The 22,773-nt window shown below is 43.5% G+C and carries 21 protein-coding genes and 1 pseudogene; 20 read left to right on the top strand and 2 right to left on the bottom strand.

Annotated elements, in window-relative coordinates; translation table 11 throughout:
- Positions 1-111: 111 nt before the first annotated feature.
- The 12 genes from ACFQWC_RS12175 to abc-f all read left to right on the top strand — a co-directional run bounded on the left by ACFQWC_RS12175 (position 112) and on the right by abc-f (position 11,805).
- Complete coding sequence (locus tag ACFQWC_RS12175) at positions 112-561, top strand: class I SAM-dependent methyltransferase (protein ID WP_377107531.1); 450 nt, start codon at positions 112-114, stop codon at positions 559-561.
- 1,193 nt (positions 562-1,754) lie between these two features.
- Positions 1,755-2,156, top strand: a complete 402-nt coding sequence (locus ACFQWC_RS12170) for a nucleoside 2-deoxyribosyltransferase (RefSeq protein ID WP_377107529.1) — start codon at positions 1,755-1,757, stop codon at positions 2,154-2,156.
- 5 nt (positions 2,157-2,161) lie between these two features.
- A complete protein-coding gene (locus ACFQWC_RS12165; protein WP_377107527.1) occupies positions 2,162-2,752 on the top strand; it encodes a kinase in 591 nt (196 codons plus the stop codon).
- 130 nt (positions 2,753-2,882) lie between these two features.
- On the top strand, positions 2,883-3,383 hold the full coding sequence (locus ACFQWC_RS12160; RefSeq protein WP_377108005.1) for a sigma-70 family RNA polymerase sigma factor: 501 nt from the start codon (positions 2,883-2,885) through the stop codon (positions 3,381-3,383).
- A complete protein-coding gene (locus ACFQWC_RS12155; protein WP_377107525.1) occupies positions 3,383-3,790 on the top strand; it encodes a PadR family transcriptional regulator in 408 nt (135 codons plus the stop codon). The genes ACFQWC_RS12160 and ACFQWC_RS12155 overlap by 1 nt, the downstream gene beginning before the upstream one ends.
- Positions 3,791-3,792: 2 nt before the next feature.
- Positions 3,793-5,070, top strand: coding sequence for an FtsW/RodA/SpoVE family cell cycle protein (locus ACFQWC_RS12150; RefSeq protein ID WP_377107524.1), 1,278 nt, complete (start codon positions 3,793-3,795; stop codon positions 5,068-5,070).
- A gap of 337 nt (positions 5,071-5,407) precedes the next feature.
- Positions 5,408-6,307 (top strand): DMT family transporter, encoded by a 900-nt coding sequence (locus tag ACFQWC_RS12145; RefSeq protein ID WP_377108003.1) that lies wholly within the window; start codon positions 5,408-5,410, stop codon positions 6,305-6,307.
- A 112-nt stretch (positions 6,308-6,419) separates the two neighbouring features.
- Positions 6,420-6,602, top strand: a complete 183-nt coding sequence (locus ACFQWC_RS12140; RefSeq protein ID WP_377107522.1) for a hypothetical protein — start codon at positions 6,420-6,422, stop codon at positions 6,600-6,602.
- 334 nt (positions 6,603-6,936) lie between these two features.
- On the top strand, positions 6,937-7,716 hold the full coding sequence (locus ACFQWC_RS12135) for an SDR family oxidoreductase (RefSeq protein ID WP_377107520.1): 780 nt from the start codon (positions 6,937-6,939) through the stop codon (positions 7,714-7,716).
- Positions 7,717-7,848: 132 nt separating this feature from the next.
- Complete coding sequence (locus ACFQWC_RS12130) at positions 7,849-8,418, top strand: TetR/AcrR family transcriptional regulator (RefSeq protein WP_299745897.1); 570 nt, start codon at positions 7,849-7,851, stop codon at positions 8,416-8,418.
- 49 nt (positions 8,419-8,467) lie between these two features.
- Positions 8,468-9,400, top strand: coding sequence for an NAD(P)H-binding protein (locus tag ACFQWC_RS12125; RefSeq protein WP_299745900.1), 933 nt, complete (start codon positions 8,468-8,470; stop codon positions 9,398-9,400).
- 491 nt (positions 9,401-9,891) lie between these two features.
- Complete coding sequence (gene abc-f / locus ACFQWC_RS12120) at positions 9,892-11,805, top strand: ribosomal protection-like ABC-F family protein (RefSeq protein WP_299745903.1); 1,914 nt, start codon at positions 9,892-9,894, stop codon at positions 11,803-11,805.
- 57 nt (positions 11,806-11,862) lie between these two features.
- Here the strand turns inward: abc-f and ACFQWC_RS12115 are convergent, their stop codons facing one another.
- Positions 11,863-12,702 carry a LysR family transcriptional regulator gene (locus tag ACFQWC_RS12115; protein ID WP_299745906.1) on the bottom strand — a complete coding sequence of 280 codons (840 nt, stop codon included), beginning with the start codon at positions 12,700-12,702 and terminating at the stop codon, positions 11,863-11,865.
- A 103-nt stretch (positions 12,703-12,805) separates the two neighbouring features.
- On the opposite strand from ACFQWC_RS12115, the gene ACFQWC_RS12110 reads away from it, so the two are divergent.
- The 5 genes from ACFQWC_RS12110 to ACFQWC_RS12090 all read left to right on the top strand — a co-directional run bounded on the left by ACFQWC_RS12110 (position 12,806) and on the right by ACFQWC_RS12090 (position 18,875).
- Complete coding sequence (locus ACFQWC_RS12110; protein ID WP_377107517.1) at positions 12,806-13,654, top strand: sulfite exporter TauE/SafE family protein; 849 nt, start codon at positions 12,806-12,808, stop codon at positions 13,652-13,654.
- A gap of 580 nt (positions 13,655-14,234) precedes the next feature.
- Positions 14,235-15,524: a M20 family metallo-hydrolase gene (locus ACFQWC_RS12105; RefSeq protein WP_377107515.1), complete on the top strand. Its 1,290-nt coding sequence runs from the start codon at positions 14,235-14,237 to the stop codon at positions 15,522-15,524.
- Between the two features lie 53 nt (positions 15,525-15,577).
- Positions 15,578-17,188 (top strand): amidohydrolase, encoded by a 1,611-nt coding sequence (locus ACFQWC_RS12100; RefSeq protein WP_341357631.1) that lies wholly within the window; start codon positions 15,578-15,580, stop codon positions 17,186-17,188.
- Positions 17,185-17,406 (top strand): DUF3311 domain-containing protein, encoded by a 222-nt coding sequence (locus ACFQWC_RS12095; RefSeq protein ID WP_299745918.1) that lies wholly within the window; start codon positions 17,185-17,187, stop codon positions 17,404-17,406. The genes ACFQWC_RS12100 and ACFQWC_RS12095 overlap by 4 nt, the downstream gene beginning before the upstream one ends.
- Complete coding sequence (locus tag ACFQWC_RS12090; protein WP_299745920.1) at positions 17,406-18,875, top strand: sodium:solute symporter family protein; 1,470 nt, start codon at positions 17,406-17,408, stop codon at positions 18,873-18,875. The genes ACFQWC_RS12095 and ACFQWC_RS12090 overlap by 1 nt, the downstream gene beginning before the upstream one ends.
- A gap of 248 nt (positions 18,876-19,123) precedes the next feature.
- Here the strand turns inward: ACFQWC_RS12090 and ACFQWC_RS12085 are convergent.
- Positions 19,124-19,228 (bottom strand): annotated as a pseudogene (locus ACFQWC_RS12085) (glycoside hydrolase family 3 N-terminal domain-containing protein); the annotation flags it as partial.
- A gap of 70 nt (positions 19,229-19,298) precedes the next feature.
- On the opposite strand from ACFQWC_RS12085, the gene ACFQWC_RS12080 reads away from it, so the two are divergent.
- The 3 genes from ACFQWC_RS12080 to ACFQWC_RS12070 are packed head-to-tail and all read left to right on the top strand — an operon-like array spanning position 19,299 to position 22,718.
- Positions 19,299-20,588 (top strand): spore germination protein, encoded by a 1,290-nt coding sequence (locus ACFQWC_RS12080; protein WP_299745923.1) that lies wholly within the window; start codon positions 19,299-19,301, stop codon positions 20,586-20,588.
- Entirely contained in the window at positions 20,581-21,654 is a 1,074-nt protein-coding gene (locus ACFQWC_RS12075; RefSeq protein WP_341357632.1) for a GerAB/ArcD/ProY family transporter, read from the top strand. The genes ACFQWC_RS12080 and ACFQWC_RS12075 overlap by 8 nt, the downstream gene beginning before the upstream one ends.
- Entirely contained in the window at positions 21,651-22,718 is a 1,068-nt protein-coding gene (locus tag ACFQWC_RS12070; RefSeq protein WP_299745929.1) for a Ger(x)C family spore germination protein, read from the top strand. The genes ACFQWC_RS12075 and ACFQWC_RS12070 overlap by 4 nt, the downstream gene beginning before the upstream one ends.
- Positions 22,719-22,773 lie beyond the last annotated feature (55 nt).

The following is a 22,773-nucleotide window of genomic DNA, read 5'->3' as shown; positions in this document are numbered from 1 at the left end:
TCCTCTGACCAAGATAGACAATAAAATCAAGAGGTGCAGTAATGAACAATCGTTGGAATGAACGGATGTATAAATATTGGTCTCCAGTATACGATAGGTTTTTTAATTCGGGTGAATTTCTTAAAGCACGGAAAAAGATTTTTTGAAGAAGTGCAGTTTAACGAATATCAAAAGATATTATTTGTGGGTGTAGGTACAGGGGCCGATTTGGAGCTGATTAACCATAAGGTACTAAACATTACAGCAGTTGATTATTCTAATGAAATGCTTGAAAAAGCCAGAAAAAAGTTCCCGGATTCCTCGATTCAATTCTTAAAAATGGATGCACAGAATATGAGTTTTGAAGATCATCCATTCGACGTAGTGATTGGAAGCCTTGTTCTATCTGTCGTACCTGATGCAGATCAGTGTCTCAAGGAAATGATCAGGGTTTTGAAGCAGGATGGTGAGATCATCATCTTCGATAAGTTTTCACCCCAAAGGAAGAGCACTTCCGATTTATCAAAAGGTGATCAGGCCGATTATAAGATTATTAGGCACGGATATCGGGTTGAACTTTGAGTTCCTGTATGAAAAATATAAAGGGACATTATCTGTGAAAGAGGACATACCACTAATGTTTAATGGTATGTATAGAAAGATTGTGCTGAAAAAAACGCTTGAAGGCATATCTAGATAAAAACTATTAAAAAGGGTCTCCTTAAAGTCAGCTTTTACTGATTATTTGGAGACCTTTTTATTTAGTAATTTATTCTTTGGGAGCTCCTTCAAAAACGGAAAAGTTCATTTTGCCAGACCTCTTTAATTTAAAAATCTTTATCTTTTCTTGATTTTCTTCTAAAGAAAAGAATAGTGGCTACAATAAGAATCAAAATGATGGTCATAGGTATAATGACAAATAACGCAGTACCGGTATCACCGATTATTGGAATCACTCCTCTCAAGTGTTTAAACATACTTCTCTATTCCCGATTACTATTTTGATAAAACTTTATGGAACACATTACAAAGAGCCCGAGAAGATTAGGGGAATCATCTTTTTTAACGGCTCTTTTCGTAAAGTGTGTTGCTATTGTAGAGAAGAGTGTACTAGTTGATTTCCGCTCCAGGATGCTCGCTTTCCGCGGGGCTGGCGGTGAGCCTCCGGGGTCTCACCTGTCCAGCTTCGGCGGCTAGCCCCTCGAGGTCATAAGCTAAATGGTCCATGAAGGCAAAGTACGCCTTCCCGGCCCATTCATCTTATGCTTGTCGGGGCTGAGCAAGCCGCCTCCGCTTTTCGGACTGTCCAGCTATTCCCGCAGGAGTCGAGCATCCTGCAGCGAGAATCAACTTTCTAAGCATGTATCCTTAATCGAAAACAATTAAAACAAGCTTTTTAGCAAACAACCTTATTCAAGGGTAGAGATTGATTTGCCTTTTTTGAAAAAGAATTTTTTTCTAGTTACATGGTATTATTGAGTATGTTGAAGCACTGTCACAGAAATTCTGTTAAAGATGGTGAGGGGAACTGCGTAGACTCCTGCGGAAGTACGGGCGTGCCGAGACCCCGTTCGGCTAAGCTGAGGAGGCTCGGCCGAACGCTAGCTGCAAGCGGAGCAGTTCCCCTCACCATCCAGCACACACTAATTGACAGAGCCTTAACAGAGACTATGTTAAAAAGCAACAATCTTTGCGAAAAGAGCGTTTTTAATAGAAGATTGATCTTTAGAATATTATGGTAAAATCAAGTTATGAATATAAGAAAGGAGACCGACATGAAGTTTTATGTTGCATCAAGCTTTCAAAATATCGATCAAGTACGAGACGTCTGTGAACGTTTGAAAAGAATAGGGTATACCCATACATATGATTGGACTCAAAATAGCAGGACTTCCACAGTTGAAGAGTTAAGAAGGATCGGTGAAAAAGAAAAGCAGGCCATCATCGAATCCGATGTGATCCTTGTGTTGTTGCCTGGGGGAAAAGGGAGTCATGTTGAACTGGGAATAGCTCTTGGGCTGAATAAAAGAGTAATTTTATATTCTCCTAACAATGAAATAAGTGACTTTGCACAGACAACGACTTTTTATCATTTGTCAGAGGTTGAAGTATGTACGGGAAGCGTGGATGAACTATTAGAGTATGCAACTACAGCGAAAAGTCATTTTAAAGGGTGAGAATATTGGAAAACCACGATGATTTAAGGGGAATCATTTCGGCCATTCCATCTCAGGGCAGAACCATTTTAGGAATAGACGGCCTAAGCCGATCTGGAAAAACAACTTTCGTGGAACAACTTAATGAAATCCTGAAAAAAGAAGGGATTGCCTATCATATCTTCCATATTGATGACCACATCGTCGAACGCAATCAACGGTATCATACTGGATCGGAAGAATGGTATGAATATTTCCATTTACAATGGGACGTTCAGTGGTTAAAAGAAAACTTCTTTGAAAAACTGACGCATGACAAGCAACTCAACCTTCCATTTTACGAACCTCATATGGATAACCACGATTGGAAAACGGTTACGCTTCCTAAAACAGGACTCATCATTGTGGAGGGTGTTTTCCTCCAGAGGAAGGAATGGAAAGGCTTTTATCACCACATCATTTTCCTGGATTGCCCCCGGGAAAAGAGATTTATGCGGGAAGCTGAAACGACTAAACAGAATCCGGAAAAATTTGAAAAGAGATATTGGAAGGCGGAGGACTATTATATGGATACCTTTTGTCCGTTGGATAGTGCTGATATTGTTTTGAAGACTTGATTAGTAATGTAAATGGACTCCATCCAGGGTCCAGTTTTTTTATTTTAAGAAAACCTTTCCGGCCCTTTCTCCGTCTATTAAAGTGGGAGGGAAGACAGTGGAGGAACTATCAGAAACGAGGATACATTCAATGGAAAGTGTGACGATTGAGGAAGTCGTGGACCAGTATGGGGAGGACGTATGGAAGCTCGTATTCTCTTACGTCCGACATGAACAGGCGGCTGATGATCTCACCCAGGAGATATTTATAAAAATATATAAGAAGATGGATACATTTTCTGGCCATTCAACCTTGCGCACGTGGATATGGAGGGTGGCTATCAATCACTGTAAAGATTTCTTGAATAGCTGGTATAAGCGGAAGGTGTTCCCGGAAGAAGATCACCATTTTCAAATGATGAGCTCCGGAAGTACGGTTGAAGGGGATGTCATTCAGAGGAATGAAGACCGGGAACTTGGAAAGGCAGTTTTCGGACTGCCACTGAAATATAGAGAAATCATTTACCTTCATTACTATGCAGATCGCTCGTTAAAAGAAGTCTCGATCCTTCTGAATGTCAAGGAGAATACGGTGAAAACAAGATTGAGGAGAGCGAAGCAATTATTAAAGGAAGGGCTGGTGAATGGGTGATGGAGGACCGATTAAAAAGACTTCGGGAATCGATGGATCGCGGTACATTTAAACATATGCCTTTTACAGAAGAGAAAAAGCAGATGATCAAAAGAGGAATCGAGAACTCCAAGGGAAATGAACAGGATATCCTGTTGCACATTCTGCAACTATTATTAATCGAGAAGACTGGTCATGAACTCCTCAAACATCTTCGTGGCAGAGGGATCAATCAATATGAGGAGCGCCATGGGTTTCTGTACACCGCCCTTCACAAAATGGAACGGGACAGGCTTCTGATATCCTTCTGGGAAGAAGAGGGGAAGAAGTATAGAGTATCTAACCGTGGAAGGAAGGTCCTTCAACGGATGGAAGAAGGGAAAAGCGTAAAGAACCTCTCCTTCAACCCATTACTGGAGGGGGAGTGAGGATGAGTGAGAAGAAAGTCGATTATCTAAATCGCGTCATTCGGCACGTGAGGTCTAAAGAAGCGAAACGGTTCGTGGCGGAGGAACTTCATCATCATTTGGAAGAGGAAATGAGAAGTTTGAAAATAGCCGGCATGGACGGACGGGACGCGGAAGAGAAAGCGATCAAACAAATGGGTAGTGCAGAACGGCTTGGCATGGAAATGAACAGACTTCACCGTCCGAAAGTGGATTGGCTCATGATCGGGTTGGTTCTGTTGATTTCGTTGATAGGGATTCTTCCCAGTCTGCATGTCAGCGAAGAATTGTATAATGACACCGGCTATTTATTCAAGAAAATCATCTATCTCATATTCGGGGCAGTCATCAGCCTTGGCCTGATGTTTTTTGATTATAGAAAGCTTCGTACGCTGAAATGGGGGATCTATGGTACCACTGCCATGATTCTGATTTCTTTAACGGTCATGCCGAATTTTTACATTAATGGTGAAGCACATTTCAGGTTGGCAAGCTTCACCATTGACAGTACTACAGCGGTGACGGCTTTGGTTCTGAGTTGGATCATTTTCTTAGGAAGTTCGAAAAAAGCTTTATGGTGGGTGCTCCCTTTCCTTGCTGTCAGCCTTTCTTCTTTAATGATGCTCCCCAGTATACCTGCTGCATTTGTATTCACTTTGACGGTAACAGTCTTGTTATGGATACGTTTTAAAGATAAACGAAAATATATGGTGTGGGGTTATGCAGTAATTGGAGTTTTCATCGGAACCATGATATCAAATGCAGAACCGTATCAGCTGGAAAGGGTGAATGCCTTTATTCATCCAGAGGACTATGGAAGTCACCTTGGCTACATGTACCTGCGCAATCATGAACTGTTGGCAAGAGGAGGGTGGTTCGGGGAGCCGGGTGGCAGGGAGGTCATTTCAGACCCGCATACCAGCTTTGCCCTTACAACGGTTACCTATCATTATGGCTGGATAGCTAGTGGTGTACTGATTCTGACGGGACTCTTTATTATGTTCCGGATGCTCCGTCACATCCAAATGATCAAGGATCTCCTGGGTCAAATGATCATCCTTGGCGGGGTCACGTTATTTTCAACCCAGTTCCTTTACAATATTGGAATGACCTTGGGCTTACTGCCACACACCGGGATGTCCCTCCCATTCGTAAGCTACGGCTTGAACCCCACAATACAGACGTTCATGGTGGTGGGACTGTTTTTAAGTGTCTACAGAAGGAAAAACCTCATATCCTATCGGGAAACAGAAAAAGGATAATAGGTCTGATTTTTTAAACCTGACATTTGACTAACAAAGCAAATACCCCGTACATGAATGCGGGGTATTTTCATTTGAAGTCAAAGGAACAGACCTTGATCCAACACAACGATTATTCTAATATGACTGATTGGAGGAATGATTACTCCGGTGTTAAAGTCAACCCACCATCTTCGCTTCAATATTATATATTTGACCGTGCCACTCATCCTAACCGGATCACTACACTAAATAAACCTTTTTTCCATCACAAAACTCCTTTATACTGACAGTTGTAATAAACCAAATCTATTAAGTTATTAAACAATTGGAGGCATAAGGATTGAAATCATCATTCATGACATACACAACATTATTCCTGGCCGTATTTGCTCTATCCACTTCAGCCATCTTTGTCAAATTGGCAGATGCTCCTGCCACGATCACTGCATTCTACCGCATGCTTTTTGCAGCACTCCTTCTGCTGCCATTCTTAGTATCAAGTAAATCGAACCGGAAAGAATTATCTACCCTTACCAAGAAACAGTGGGGACTCGGGTTATTGTCAGGAGTCTTTCTGGCGACGCATTATGTCTTATGGTTCGAATCCTTACACTATACCTCAGTGGCAAGTTCGACGGTAATCGTCACATTGCAGCCGCTCTTTGCCATGGTGGGAGGCTATTTTCTATTTAAAGAGCGATACCGCTTGGGAGCCCTGATCGGCTGTCTGGTTGCGATCGTCGGAAGCTTCGTGATTGCGTGGCAGGATTTTCAAATCAGTGGAGAAGCATTATTCGGCGACATCCTTGCCTTTATTGCAGCGGGGGTCATCACAGCCTATTTCTTTGTCGGCCAGCATATCCGTAAAAAGCTGTCCCTCATTCCGTATACGATCATCGGGTATGCCAGCAGTTCACTGTTCTTATGGATCTTTGCATTGACACAGGACGTTTCTTTCAAGGATTATTCCTCACAGACATGGTGGTACTTCCTTCTATTAGCCTTGGTTTCAACGATCTTTGGACAAACAGTGTTTAATTGGCTGTTGAAATGGCTGAGCACAACCGTGATTTCTATGGGGATCCTCGGGGAAACGATTGGAACCTGCTTACTCGCTTATTTCATTTTGGGAGAAGTGATCTCACTGCAACAAGGTATCGGAATCGCTCTGATCCTGATCGGCCTGGCCTTGTTTTTGCTGCTTCAGCGACAAAACGTTAAGATTGCAGATGATAAACGAAAGCAACTGGATTGATTGGCGAAAGCTGATACCCTTTATCCCAACACGTTCTATAACATCATGTTTGTCCTACTCCAGGGCATGATTGTGATTAAGAGCTCATATGGTTTAGAAGGGGGTATGTATAATGTGGTGGTTTGTGATCATGATTTTGGGTGTTTTATTATTCGCTTTACTAATCGATCTCAAGCGAAAGAAAAGAAGAAACGACCGGCATGTACAGGGGATTCATCCTTCTACCAAACCTGGTGAAGACCAGAATTACACCATGGGAGGCGGTCATGACTCGGGGAACGGCACAGGACAGTGATGATGGGCAAGGGACCTGTCCCTCCGTCCCGATAACCATAGATTGTCTATTGAAAAAAATCCATTATACTTCTGATTGAGAGATGTAGACGAAAGGGGATTTGAATCGGACATGTGGACAATCCTGTAATGATGAACGAGATCAATAGACTATGAACCTATCATTTTGACGGGAGAAGTGTGTCTGTTTGACCATCATATACAAGGAGCGCCTGGTGTGATTGAATACCCGACACCTAGAGTGGATACCTTTGTATCTGCTTTTTTTTGTGCCGGGATATATACATCTCTTAGTGACACCTTATAGCTTCCTTTAAAAATAGGAGGAATATGAAATGACCAATCTAAAAGGAAAAGTAGCGATCGTGACAGGAGCAAGTCGTTCAAAAGGAATAGGGGCAGCGACTTGCCGAACACTTGCCAGCGCCGGGGCTGATATCTTTTTTACCCATTGGAGCGCGTTTGATGAGGCTAGTGGAAATGGAGTAGAGAATGAGTTTCCGGAAACCTTTTGTGAAGAATTAAAGCAAATGGGCGTACGTGCCTTTCATATGGAAGTTGACCTGATTGATAAAGCATCACCGCTTCGAATAATGGATCGAGTGGAAGAGACATTGGGAACACCATGTATTCTAGTAAACAATGCGACATTCGAATCACCTGCCGATTTTCGGACGTTGAATAGAGACATTCTGGATAAGCATTACCATGTGAACAACAGCGGGACGCTCATGCTGACCATGGAGTTTGCGAGGCGATATGAAATAGCCTTTCCTGAAAGAAAAGACGGGCGGATCATCCATATGGTGTCTAAGGGTCCGGATCCCAACAACCTGGCCTATATCGCATCAAAAGGTATGTTGATTGCCATCACTGAGCCATTATCCGTTGGCCTCGCGCCAATCGGTATCACCGTTAATTCGATTGATCCAGGTCCGACTGATTCAGGGTGGATCAATGAAGAGTTAAGGGAACACTTACTACCAATGTTTCCAATGGGACGATTAGGTGAACCTGAGGATGCAGCGAAGTTGATACGATTTCTAGCCAGTGATGATTCCGGATGGATCACCGGGCAGCTGATAAAATCAGAGGGTGGATTTTTGGGTAAGTAGATAAGAGGGACGGACCTCCAGCTTAGAGGAGGTTTGCCCCTCTTTTTTTTTGGTAAAAAATCCCTTGACATTACCATCGTAAGCGAAGTACTATTTAATTAAACACTGGTCAATAAAAAGGATGAGAAATGTATGTCACCCAGAAAAGCAGTAGCACAGGAGCTCACGAAGGAAATGGTAATGGCAGCGGCACGGGAGCTTTTTCGGAAGAAGGGTTATCAGCAGGTGTCCATGAGGCAGATTGCGTCCCAGCTTGGATACAGTCACGGCTCCCTCTACTACCATTTCAAGAATAAAGCAGAATTGTTCTATGCCATGATCGAAACCGATTTTAAACTGTTGGATCAATGGCTGGGTGATGTGATGGGTCAAGAAATGGATAACGAAGGGAAATTGAGGGGGATTCTTCTCGCATTCATTCGATTCGGCCTGAGTCATAAAAGCCAGTATGAAATGATGTTCCTGCTTGCGGATGAGGAAGTCAAAAGCTGCGTGAACAAAGGACCGAACGAATCATATGAAAAATTCGCTAAAGCCCTTATTCATCTAAGCGACCAAGAGATCACCATCCAACAGACGTGGTCAATTTTCCTGGCACTACACGGGTTTGTCAGTCATTACTGCCGTTGTGATGAAACCTATGAAGAAGTTGAGAACCTGGCACACTTGCACGTGAATTTTATCCTGAAATCAATAGGATAAAATTTTTTGGATGTATTTGACCAGCGGTTAATTAAAAGGGGGACTTTTTATGAAAAAGGCAACGGTGGTAGGTGCTTCTGGAGGGATGGGGTATGCACTTGTGCTGGAATTGGTCAGCAGGGGTTTAGAAGTCGTAGCATTTGCAAGAGGGAAAGAAAAGTTGTCCAGATTATTTGGAGGTTTGAAGGCTGTGACCATCGAGACTGGGGATGCGGAAAATAAAGACCAGCTTATTCATGCTGCAAAGGACAGTGACATCATCTTTCATGCCATAAACCTCCCTTATGATGAATGGAAACATAAATTAAGTACGATTACGGGAAACATCATTTTTGCAGCGGAACAAAACAGCGCCAGGTTGGCAGTTGTAGACAATATCTACGCCTACGGAAGAAGTGGCGGTACAATGCTGACCGAAGATAGAGAAAAACACCCTCATACACGAAAAGGCAAACTGCGCTTAGAATTGAATCATATGATCAAGCAATCTTCTGTTCCGTCGCTCATCTGCCATTTTCCGGACTTTTATGGACCGAATGCCACCAACACATACATCCATTTCACATTAGAACAGATTTTGAAAAAGAAAAAAGCGGGGTTTGTCGGTCCGAAGGATGTTGTGCGTGAATTCATATTTACTAAGGATGGGGCTAAAGCGATGGTCGACTTGTCCAGTCAGGACGAAGCATACGGACACAATTGGAATATACCTTCCACCGCACCGATAACCGGGAACGAAGTAGAGCAGATTCTAAAAAAGCAGCTCGGTGAAGAGAAGGGGCTTTACTACATCTCAAAATCGATGTTTGCCGTATACTCCCTTTTTGCAGGGAAGGGAATGCGTGAGGCGTTGGAGATGCAGTATATTAACTCGGAACCTACTATTCTATCTGGAGAAAAGATCGATGGATTTATGGGTAAGCGGCAGCACACATCCTATGAACAGGGGATAGCTGAAACCATTGCATTTATGAGGGGTTAATGGGACAAGGGACATGTCCCTCCGTCCCGCCTATTTACAAAATTATGAAAAAGTGAGATAATAAAGAAAGTTCCGGGGGAGGGAAAGTAAGTTTATGGAACCAACTAATTGCTAATTAATTAATTTATTTTTAAATTAATACGGATTTTGAAATGAGCGTGAAAGTGCCTATGGAGATAGGTTTATTTGTTATGCTCTTTATGGAGTCAGGGCAATTGGAAGGTAACTTACTTTACTGATATCGGGATGATGATTGATCATAAAGCGTCCAGCAGCGTCTGGATTGTATTAGGCATTGGAATGCGCTTTTTTAGTATGCGCATGATGCTTATACTGCTTTGCGAAAAATCATATACATTGATGATACTGGACCGTAAGAAGAGACCCTCTTCTTACGGTCTTTTTTATTTCACAATTGAATAGGAGTAAAGGTCTTCTTGACCCGTCCATAAACAGCGTAACTTCAATTATGGATGAAAGAAGGAACGCGTATGTTGGAACTGAAATTAAATGGGATAAAAAAATATATGGAAGCGACGCTGGTCGTGGAAGATGTATCGCTGGAAGTATATGAAGGGGATAAGGTCGGAATCGTCGGGGCAAATGGAAGCGGTAAGAGCACAATCTTGAAGCTGATTGCAGGCATCGAGCCGATGAATTACTATCCTGGTTACCCCCAGACATCGAGTCATGGGTATGACGAAGGCCTCATTCATATGTCGAGGGGAGCGACCACTGCCTATCTTGAACAATCGCCTGTGTACCCAACAGGGGTGAAAGTCAGTGATGTCCTTAATCTGGCCTTTGAAGAGATTGACAGAGTCGAGAAACAGATGCGTGAACTGGAAGAGCAGATGACCTTATTACAGGAGGATGAGCTCCAGCGGACACTTACTAAATACAGTGAGCTCACTCAGCTGTTTGAAGTAAAGGGGGGGTATGAACGAGAGGAAAAAATGAGCAGGGTTTGTACAGGGCTGCAGCTTACGGAGAGCTTCTTGGAAAGGGAATTCGACTTATTGAGCGGAGGGGAGAAGACAACGGTCATTCTTGGAAAGCTCCTGATTCACGAGCCGGATATCCTGCTTCTAGATGAGCCGACCAATCATCTTGATATGGAATCCATCGAATGGCTGGAGAGCTATTTGAAGAGCTACAAAGGGATGGTCATCATCGTGTCCCATGACCGCTACTTCCTGGATAACGTGGTCACAAAGATTGTGGAAATAGAGGATATGAGATCGACTTCTTATAAAGGCAATTATTCTTCTTTCATTGATCAAAAGGAAGAGAATATGCGCATTCAATACGAGCATTTCAGAGAACAGCAAAAGAAGATCCATCGCATGGAAAAGACCGTGTTGAGTCTGCGTGACTGGGCCATGAGGGCTGATAATACCAAGTTCTTTAAGAGGGCTTCAAGCGTCCAAAAGAAGCTGGATAAGATGGATCGCATCGATAAGCCAGTATTTGAACGAAGGAATATGAAGCTTGATGTGAGAGCTGCAGAACGATCAGGAAAAGAAACCATCAAGGCAGTGGGGCTTTCTAAACGCTTTGGGGATAAGATCATCTTTAACAACACAGATGTCATGATTCACTTTGGTGAACGAGTAGGCATGCTGGGTCCGAATGGAAGCGGGAAAACCACATTCTTAAAAATGCTTGTAGGGGAAGTGCGGCCGGATGAAGGCGTGTTAGAGTTTGGTGCAAATGTAAAGGCAGCCTATTTACCACAAAACATTGCTTTTAATAATGAGGAAGTCACGGTGCTCGACTGCTTCAGGGAGGATATCTCCATACTTGAAGGAAAAGCTCGGGAATTCCTGGCGAAGTTCATGTTTTACAAAGGCAGTGTCTTCAAGAAAGTAAAGCATCTCTCAGGTGGGGAAAGAATCAGGTTAAAGCTTGCCATGCTGTTATTCCAGGATATCAATTTACTGATACTCGATGAACCGACCAATCATCTGGATATTGATACAATCGAAACCCTTGAGGAAGCTCTCGAAGACTTCAGTGGTACGATTTTCTTCATTTCCCACGATCGCTATTTTATCAATCGGATGGCGGAGAGAATCATTGCTGTGGAGGATTATTCTTTGAAGAGCTATCATGGGAATTATGATGAGTATAAACGTGAAAAAGAGAAGGAGGAGAGGAAAGAGTCGATTGATGTAAGGGTTGAGAAACCAGTACAAAAACCTGAAAGAATAAATGAGGAAATAATACAGGCAAAAGTTTTAAAGAGAATTGAAAGACTGGAAAACATGATAAGAGAAATTGATCTAGCCATGGAGACAGGTCATATTGAATACAATGAACTGAATCAACTGTATGGAAGAAAGCTGGACGCCGTTAAAGAATTGGATGCTGAGATGGAACTGTGGCTGCGATCTAGCGATTGATATTTTAGAGGGACGGACCTTTGCTTCGTGTGGAAGCTGAGGTCCGTCCCTATCTGCTTATGAAGAACTTCCGAGCAACTCTACCAACTCTCTCACAATTGATCCCGCTTCTCCATCTTCAGGGTACACTGAATAAAATGGTCGGTTGATGACGTAAGGGTCAAGGGATACGAGCATTCCTTGGAGCACCTCTTCTTTTACCAAGGAGCTTGATAGAAATGCAATGCCGAGACCCCTTACTGCGAGTTGCTTGATTAAGTAATGACTACTGGCTTCAAGAATTTCTGTCGGTACGATTCGTTCGGATCTCAGAAAATCATCCGCATACTCTCTCGTCCCTGATCCGATTTCCCTGAGGATGAGGGGGGAAGAATGTAAATTCATGCGGCTGCTGGCGAAGAAACGCAGTTCGTCATGGCTGATGACTTCCAGGTGAAAAGGCTCGAGTCCCCGTGTTCCTTCCACAAGGGCGAGGTCGAGTTCTTTGTGATTCAGTGCCTCCACAATGGTTTCGTGATTGTGGGTCATCAGTTGAAGCCGGATGTGTGGATAGAGGATCTTGATCTTTTTGACAAAATCGGGAAGAAGAACGTCACTGACGGTGTGAGTGGCCCCGATCCTTAATTGGATTTCCTCAGTCTTTTGTGTGACCTGTTCCATCGTCCTCCAAAGCTCCAACATCTTCTTTCCTTTTTCAAACACGTGAAGTCCCTCAGGTGTTAATTGAAAAGCCTGATTGGCAGAAGAACGGTAGATGAGTTCAATTCCTAAGGATTGTTCCAATTTCTTGATGTGAACACTGACGGTCGGTTGAGATAAGTTCAGGAATTCACTTGTTTTGGTGAAATGTTGAAGCTGAGCGAGAGTGACGAAGGTTCGAATCCATTCCAGTTGCATAGAACCCCTCCATTACAAAACGTAATCGTCTACATTATTATTATTCATTTCTATTATATCTTAAGGAAAGGTATAATGTGAGACGAAGGAAGTGAACAACAAGATGGAATGGTTATTATTTATCATAGGCGGAGCAGTCATCGGCATCATTTCTGGTTTTTTTGGTATAGGCGGCGGGATAGTTCTCACACCAACCTTACTTGTACTTGGCTATGAACCAAGCCAGGCGATCGTTCTCTCCTTAATGCTGACATTGGGATCGACTGTGACGGGGACAGTGTCACACATTCAATTAAAAAATGTAAATGTGAAATTAGCGGTTGTCCTCGGGGGATTCGGAGTGATCGGATCAGTCATCACCGTACCATTTGTGAAGTGGCTCGATTCGATGAATGGAGCTTCCACGGTTATCTCCATTGTCTATATTGGGATATTAAGCTGGTTTTCTTACCAGTTTTTAACTAAACGAAGAAAGGAAGCGCAAGCGAAAGGAGTATCTGCAACTCCCTTTATCGGTATCTTCACCGGTATCATCTCTTCACTTATGGGGGTCAGCGGTGGATTTGTCATGACTCCGCTCCTCTCGAAATGGCTGAAGCTTGATCTCACCAAATCGATTGGAACCAGCATATCGGCAGCCTCGATCATCGTATTATCAGGGATCGGCTCGTACATGTATGCGGGGGAAGCACTCGATTACCGTCATGGAATCATGCTGATCATCGGAACCTTGATCGGAACCCCGATCGGCTCCATCCAGCTGAAACGATTCTCAGACGTTACCGTCAAAAAGATGCTTGCAGTTTTGTACATGGTGGTCGCAGTAAGCGTCATTTTTAAGATGTTATCAATTTCCTCTATCTCACTCGGACTGATCCTGGCATCCGTGCTCGTATTCTTTGGGATGCTGATTTATTCGCAGCAACGAACAAAGAGAGCAGAAAATTATTGATGGTTAAAAACAGAAAGTCGGTTGAGCACGCCAAGCGGTTAACCACGTTTGTAGGTCTGACGATGATATGCATATCGAAGTAGAGAGGTCATTCGCATAGCGAGTGGCCTCTCTATTTTTTTTGCTGCGCTTAATGAAGTTTTTTTGCAATTTATGTAAATCAGCTGGATTTTTTTCGAAAACGGCCGGATTATCAACAGAAACGGCCGGATTTATACTCATTTCGGCCGGATTATCTTCATCATGGCAAGTAATTGGCAAGCAGGACAGGGAACTTGTCCTAATAAATGTATCTGTTCTTGCGAAAACGCCTATGTAAATCTCTTCATTTTCAAAAGTCAGGCAGGATTAAGTGAAAATGTTCTAGAAACTAGTCTAAATAAGGGAGTGGAAGTCGAAGGGGGTTGGTGTCCGATATTCATTGAATAGAAGACTCTACTAATTTTCCTGAAATTTCATTCTATTTGTCATTCTGTACGGATCACAGGATCTTTTATAGACAAAGTGTCTAATGATAAACAGGCTTTTTCAAAATAAACTAAAGTTAAGGCTATAAAATATGTAAGCAAAGGATGATTCTATGTCAATCAATCGAGAAAGATTAAAGCGTCATCTAGAGGAGTTAGCTGAAATCGGGAAGATCGGGGAGACAGGCGTTTGCCGTTTGGCCCATTCCAAGGAGGATCGCCAGGCAGTGGAAGTGGTGAAAGGCTGGATGGAGGAGGCGGGTTTGACGGCCAGGATTGACGGCTTCGGAAATTTGATTGGAAGGATAGAAGGTGCCGACAAGGATAAGCCGATCCTTATGCTGGGCTCACACATTGATTCTCAGCCATATGGCGGGAGGTTCGACGGGACTGCAGGTGCACTGGGAGCGATCGAAGTCATTCATAGTATGAAGGACAATGGAATCGTCCCGGACCGGAACATTGAAGTGGTTTGTTTTTCCGATGAAGAGGGCTGCCGGTTTAACAAAGGAGTATTTGGAGTCCGGGCTATAGCCGGGATGCTTGAGGAAGGCGAACTGGACCGTAAAGACAAGCAGGGTGTGACGAGAAGAGAGGCGTTGAAGGAATTCGGGGTCGAGCCGGATGTAACCGCAAGTCCTGTTTACCAAAAAGGTGATATCGCAGCGTTTCTGGAGTTACATATTGAACAGGGGCCGGTCCTTGAGGAAAAGGGAAAACCAGTCGGAATTGTTTCAGGCATCTCCGGACCGATCTGGCTGACCGTTACACTAGAAGGATTCGCGGGCCATGCGGGTTCGGTGCCGATGACGATGAGGCAGGATGCCCTTGTCGGTGCGTCGGAAATCATCCGGAAATTCGATGAGCTGGTTAAAAGAGAAGGAACCGGAACCACAGTAGGAACGGTAGGCAGTATGCAGGTGTTCCCGAACTCAAGAAACATCATTGCCGAAAAGGTGGAGTTTACCGTGGACCTTCGTGATATAGATGTTGAAGCACGTACGAAACTGGAGGAAAAACTCTATCAAATCATCGAGGAGACGGCAATCAGTTACAATCTTAAATACGAGATTAAAGAAGATACCCGGAGTGAACCGAGATATTGTGCAGACTGGATCAAGGACATTATGAAGGAGGAGGATGAAAAGCTTGGACTGGATTCACCGACCTTAATGAGCGGCCCTTTCCATGATGCCTTATTCATGTCCTATATCAGTGATTACGGGATGATCTTCATACGCTGTGAAAAAGGCATCAGCCACAATCCAATGGAGTATGCCGAGATGGATGATGTGGAAAAAGGAGTTCAGCTCCTATACGCGACAGCATTGCGTGTTTGTAAGGGACATGGGGACAGGCACCTTGTCCCAAAAGACGGCTCTGCTGCTGTTCATGATAAGTAAGAGAAGGCTGGGACGAGGGACCTGTCCCTCTGTCCCATTTGGGAGGTGATCGTTTGAGAGCGACGATGCTCTTCGTAAACGGAGAAGTGGTTACTGTGAATTCTGAATTTTCCGTGAAAGAGGCGGTTGCCATTCAGGATAATAAAATAATCGCGGTCGGCACGGATGAAGAAATTCTATCATTTGCAGGTGAAGGAACGAAGATTGTGAATTTGGAGGGAAGAAGTCTCTTGCCCGGCTTTATTGATGCTCATGCCCACCTCGAACTTTATGGAACCAATAGGCTCGGGGTGAACGGCAAGGAGGCAGGAAGTATAAAAGAGCTCCTCGGGAAGTTGAAGGAGAGAGTACGATTAACTCCAAAGGGGGAATGGATCCGGGGCTGGGGTTATAACCAGAATACCCTTAAAGAGGGAAGGCACATAACTCGGTGGGATCTTGATCAGGTTTCCACCGAACACCCGATCATTGTGGTCCGGACATGCGGGCACATATCGTGCGTGAATACGAAAGCGCTGGAGCTTGCGGGTATTCATCCTGAAACAGAAGATCCGAATGGAGGGAAATATGTACGGGAAAACGGCGAATTAACCGGATTGCTGCTGGAAGCTGCCCATATGAACATGTTTCTTACAGCCAATTATTCTGAGGATGAGGTGCAGCAGGGATTGTCCCTCGCTTCCCAGGATTATTTAACAAAAGGAATTACGAGTGTCCATGATGCCGGGGGATATGGACCTGAACATATTCGGTTCCTTCAAAAAGCAGTAAGAGCAAAGAGAGTTAAGCAGAGGGTATACGCACTTTACGGTTCGCTGCATGATTCTGTAGAAATGGTGGAGAAAGGCCTGGTAAGCGGAATAGGGACAGGCCTTGGGGATGAATGGATGAAAATCGGGCCTGCCAAAGTGTTTATCGACGGAAGCAGCAGTGGCCCTACAGCCAAGACGAGGGAGGCCTACACGAGCAATCCAAATGACTCAGGCATTTTATATTTGAACCAGCATGAATTAAACGGGTCCCTCGGAAAAGCGCATGAAGCGGGGTGGCAAATCACCGCACATGCCATCGGGGACAAAGCGGTTGAAATGATGATTGAAGCCATTCGCCATGCTCTTGACCTACACCCCCGTGAAAACCATCGTCACCGCATTGAACATTCCGGCATGACACCAGCAGACCTCATTTACCGGATAAAAGAGTTTGATATTGTTCCGATACCAAACCCAGCCTTCATTTATGAATTCGGCGACGGCTACGTGAAAGATTATGGAGAACGGGTCGACGTCATGTTCCCCTTAAAGAGCTTTTCAGAAGCGCAGATTCCTTTTGCAATCGGATCTGACAGCCCGATCACCGCCGTGGATCCGCTCCAAGGGATTTATTCAGCTGTCACTCGCATGAGTAAATCCGGTGAAGTGATAGGGACCGGACAACGAATCACCCTAGAGGAAGCGATTAAGGCCTATACATGGAACGGTGCATATGCGAGCTTTGAAGAACCCATAAAAGGCAGCATCGAAGCAGGGAAGCTCGCCGATCTGGTTGTGTTGAATGAGTCGATTTTACACTGTGAACCTGAAAGATTACGAGAGTTAAAAGTAGAGTTAACGATCCTTGATGGGAAAGTGGAATATGCAGCAAAAAAGGAGGGTGTTTTATGAGTAAAAGCGCGTTTACGAAAATCTATTGCTTGTCTCTGATTTTACCGTTTCTTCTATTGATCTTCCCCTTGTTTTCAATTGGAAACAGGGCAACCCCGATCATCATGGGGCTGCCGTTTTCGATATTCTGGGTGATTTTATGGATTATCATTACCTTTCTAATCGTTCTTATACTCTATCGGATCGATCCAGACAAAGATGAAGAGGAGGTCCATTAATGGCAGATTGGCAGATTGCAATGATCATGATGATCGGCTATCTTGTGATTGCATTAGTAGTTGGTGTGATGGCAGGAAGAGGTCATGATAAACATTCATTAGATGAGTTTACCGTTGCTGGCGGAGGTCTCGGCTTGGTTGTGATGTGGTTCCTGATGGGAGGGGCTGTGTTCAGTGCCTTTTCATTTCTCGGCGCTCCAGGGTGGGCATATTCCAAAGGAGCACCCGCACTTTATATTTTAACTTATACCGCTTTTGCGATTCTCCCATGGTACATCATCGGTCCGAAAATCGGGAAAATCGGTCGTAAATTCAATATATACACGGTTTCCGGCTTTATGAAAAAACGTTACGGAGGTAAGACGCTTCCTATCTTAATTGGGGTCATTGCGTTACTCGCCTCCATTCAATACCTAGCCACGCAGATGAAAGGGATGGCCTACATCTTCAATATCATGACTGAAGGACGTATTCCTCTTTGGCTTGGAGCCCTGCTCGCGTATGGAATCGTAGTCGTCTATGTTGCAACAGGTGGATTGCGGGCAGCGGCATGGTCTGACGTGTTCCAGGGGATCTTAATGATTGTCATCTCGTGGGTAGTCGGCCTTGCGATTGTGAATAAGCTCCACGACAGCGTGGGTGGGATGTTTACCAACCTCGTTCAGGACAACCCTGCCTTTTTTGAAATCGGGAATGAAGGGTCTACCATGTCAGGGACAGCTTATACGACCACGATTCTTGTATCTCTCATAGGGTTCTTAATGTGGCCACACCTATTTTCAAAGTCATACGCCTCCAATGCACGAACGATTAAGAAAACCGTATTGGTGTATCCGATCTTTGCCCTGTTCCTTATCCCACTATTATTTGTTGGCTTTTCGGCAGTGAATGTCGTCAATCCAGCTGACATTGGAGCACCGGATGAAATTCTTCCTTACCTGATCACCACCGTCCTTAGCCTTCCCGGCTGGGTTTACGGGCTTGTAGGTGCAGGAGCGTTAGCAGCAGCCATGTCTACGGCAGATGCCATCACCCACAGTGCTTCGCTGGAATTTACGGACGGGGTCATTAAGAATGTAAAATCGGACCTTTCTGATAAAACCACATTGCTTCTGATGAGAATCGGTGTGTTTGTTGTCGGAGGGCTTGCTTACTTTATCACCGTATTCGGGGGGCAGGGGCTCATCGCCCTATTGCTGGGAGCCTATGGTTCCATCGTTCAATTCGCACCCGGTGTATACGGAGCCCTCTATTCGAAAAGGGTGACCGGCCCGGCTGTGATCACGGGACTCGTCGTAGGTACATTTGTAAACTACTATTACCAGTTAGTCGCAGAAACCACGCCTTTCGAAATACATGCAGGTATCCTTGGATTGATCTGCAACATCGTCATTGTCATAGCTGTCAGTGCTTTCACCCAGCAAAAGAGTATCAGGATTGCTGAGGAGTATCGCAATATCGGATCCTAACAGGAACCTTGTTATTCCGGGAAAGCTGACGTGTGTTTTCTTTCCGAAAAAACTCCAACACAAAATCTTAAAAAAAGCCAAGAATGCTATTGGATCAGCATTCTTGGCTTTTTGACTTTGATTATTTTTCTGATTATACCTTATTAGACAACCATTTTTTTATCGCTGGATTCTCTTTTTAATGGACTCAATCGAATGATTAAGCTTCGTTAAGTCAACCTCTCCTGTTTGAATAACCTCCAGTTTGCCGGAAGCTCCAGGTGTGAATCTACGGAAGTATCCCCGTGGCCAGGGAAGTGCTTGATGGTTGAAAGGGTTTTCTCGGATTGACCTTTCATTGTTTGGATCCCTAGTTCCATATACATATTCACCTTAAATTTGGGGACAGTAATCAAGAGATATGTATAGAAGGAGTCTATTATAATGGATTCATATTTATTGGAGATGAAGGCATCAATAGGGGACAATGATGATTTCTTTCAGGTGCATCAAGATTTTGGTGAATCTCGCTATTTATTGTCAGGGCTTAAAAGTCTTATAGATGTACAGAAAACAATCCAGGTAATCGAAGATCGAGTCATATCAGGGACGATGGGTGAATTGCTTCATGATGGAGAGGAAGTCATCGAAGCGATTTTGGAAGGGAAGCTGATCATCTCAAGAGTTGAGGAAAATGGGCCTTTCTTCAGGATGGACCCGGTTGCAAAGGCGCTGAATCGTTCAATCGAGCCTCCTATCAATGAAAATACCCTACAAGGGCCATTGAGTTCTTTCAATGAAGACATCGATACAAATATTGGGATTATCCGCAAACAGGTCGTTTCAAAAGACTTGCAGATAAGATCCTTCTCAGGAGGGGGTGTAGAGAAAAGAACGCTTTCGGTAGTGTATCGTAAGGATAGCGCAGATGTGGATTATGTGAGCAGGGTCGTCCACCAGATCACATCAAATATGGATCAATCCCTTCATACCATACAAGATGTGACGAAGATGTTAGGATTGTCGACCCGAACCCTGATTTCTCCCTTCAACACAACAGAGGCGCCCCAAGAAGTATACAGGAGCCTGCAAAAAGGAAAACTTGTATTATTTCTGGATCGAATACCTTTTGCTCTTATTCTTCCAAGCGATTTCTGGGATATGTTCTTCCTTGAGAATGATCGGAATTTCTCTTTCCCTATCATGGTTTCAGTGAGGTTGCTCAGGATTATCGGTACATTGCTTGCCCTTGTTTTACCAGGGCTGTATGTAGCATTGGTCGCTGTCAATCCTGAGATGCTCCGTATTGAATTAGCATTATCCGTTGCTCAGACTCGTGAAGGTGTCCCTTATCCGGCATTTGTTGAGACCATTTTCATGCTTCTTATTCTTGAATTAATATTGGAGGCGAGTATTAGGCTTCCGAAAAGCATCGGTCCTACCATTACAATGGTAGGAGGGATCATTCTGGGTCAGGCCGTAGTCGAGGCGAGATTAGTAAGCAACTTACTGATTATCATCTTAGCCGCCACTACGATTGCCAACTCTACCATCATTGGATTTCAAAATTCCATCTCCATCCGAATCTTTAAATATCTTATCTTGATTCTTTCTTCGATTTTTGGGGTATTCGGCATATTGGCAGGAATATTCTTAGTTTGTGCATACTTAGCGGGGATAAGCACTTTTGGGGTGCCTTACCTCAAGATTAAAGGAGTTAGTAATAGTGGATAGAAGCTTGTATGTTGTCATTATGTACATTTTAACCCACATAGGCCTTATTCTGTTTTTGTATCCTAGTAATATCATTGAAAGCTCATCTCAAGGACATTGGATTCCGATCATTATCGGAGTCATCGTACATTTCATTATTTTATTCTTGCTTTTGACGGGGCTTGATCGTTTTCCGCAACAAGATATCATCACCATTTATCTGCGTGAGGGAAAGTTGATGACATTCATTTTTCTGTTCCCCGCTCTCCTCTATTTTTTAATGGCTAACATCATAACAGTCCGGGCGTATTCAGAAGTCGTTACCATTGTGTTTCTATCAAACACTCCCATCTGGGCGATCATGGCATTGCTGCTTATCTTATCATGTTATTTAGCTATTAAGGGAGTAGAAGCCATCTTTCGTACAGCTATACTTCTCTTCTTATTATTATTCCCGTTGGTTTGCTTCATATTGGTGGTTGCGTTTCAGAACGTGGATTGGCACTATGTATATCCCTTATGGAATGAGGATTTTTCTTTTTTGACTGACTCCTCTTACCATAGAAGCTTCTTTGCCATCGGTGGTGTATTTCTGTTTATTGGGTTTGTAAGGCCGGTCCTTCCCTATAAGAGCAAAAAAGTTTTGCTTGCTGCGGTTGCACTTATTCCCATCTTTATCATATCTGTATATATACCCGTCCTTACATTTGGCCAGGCAACAGCATCTACATTTATGTTCCCTTTCATCATGACAGTGGATGCCATCAATTTGACATGGCTTATGTTTGATCGACTCACCATGTTTTTCTTACTAAGTATAGTGATTTATATATTGTTGTTTATATCACTCGTATTATGGATGAGTGTAAAAATAATAAATAAATGTGTGCTTCCAACCATGAAATCATCTTATTTAGTAATATCGGTTTCACTCATCATTTACATCATTTGTTTGTGGATTCCAAATTGGAGTGACGTTGAACAGCTCTTTAAATGGAATACTCCCCTAAGATTTTATGTCATCTTTGGAGTTCCAATTTCAATTTGGTTTCTTGGTGTAAGAACAAGGAAGGAGAATGCAAGTTGAGGTGTAAAAAAGCGGTGATCTGGCTTTCTCTCTTATTCTTGGTTTTCATGATGAGTGGCTGTTGGGATACCAGAGATATTAATCATCGGGTGATGCCCGTTGTCTTGGGGATATCCAAGGATAGTGACCAATATAAAGTCTTTCTGCAGATTCCCCACCCTCAGCAGGATATGATACAAACGAAAGTGGTTGTTGGTGTAGGTGAAACGATTAATGAAATTGTAGATGATATCAGTGCTGACATGGAAAGCAGTGTCGATTTGCTTCACGTAAAGGTAATTGTCATCGATCGACTTCTTGCAGAAGAAGGTGTGAAGGACCTTATTTCAGGTATTATGAGGTCGAGGGATGTATCTTCAAAAGCATTGGTTGCCATTTGTAACGACGATATTGACCGATTTTTCGAAAGTATGGAGAAAAACACCTCTCCGCGCGGGACGACTCTGTTGGATTTCTTTGAAAAGAATGCCGGTTGGGACCCTCAGGTTGCTTTAACCAGAGTTTGGGAAGTTTATAGAAGTATTCACTCTTATACCCGGGACGTGGCCATCCCGATGCTCTGTCTTGGAGAGACGACGTTAGTGGACCATGTGGGGTCAGCGGTGATAAAGAACGGAAAAATGGTAGAAGAAATCAACCCTAATGAAACCCTTCTTTATAATGCATTTAAGGGAGAAAGCACTGAAGGGAAAATAGAGGTGCTCAATGAAGGAAGTGTCTTGATCTTAGGAAATACGATTGAACATACAAGTGAGGTGCGGAAAGAACCGTTCTTATATTCCAAAATAAAGTTAGATGTCATGATACTGGAAACAAAAGGAGATCCTACAGAGAAAATGATTGAAAAGGGATTGGAAAAGCTTCTGACAGATCGTTTGAATAAGATGTTCTCGAAGCTACAGAATAGTGAGGCGGATATTCTAGGACTTGGCCAATTATTCAGAAAAGAAATACCGAGGATGGACTTAAAGGAGTGGAGATCGAAGTATTATCAAAACTTGTCCACAGACTTTGTAGTTGATGTCGATATCCGGAATTCCGGGAATTTAAAGAACCCCGGTTAAGTACATAATTTTCTTGTGTTTCAGCAAAATAAGGAGAAGTATTCTTTTTAACCGA

The organism is Rossellomorea sp. GCM10028870 (assembly GCF_042666755.1).
In the GTDB taxonomy this organism is placed as follows: Bacteria; Bacillota; Bacilli; order Bacillales; family Bacillaceae_B; genus Rossellomorea.
This window is presented reverse-complemented; position numbering and strand designations above follow the sequence as displayed.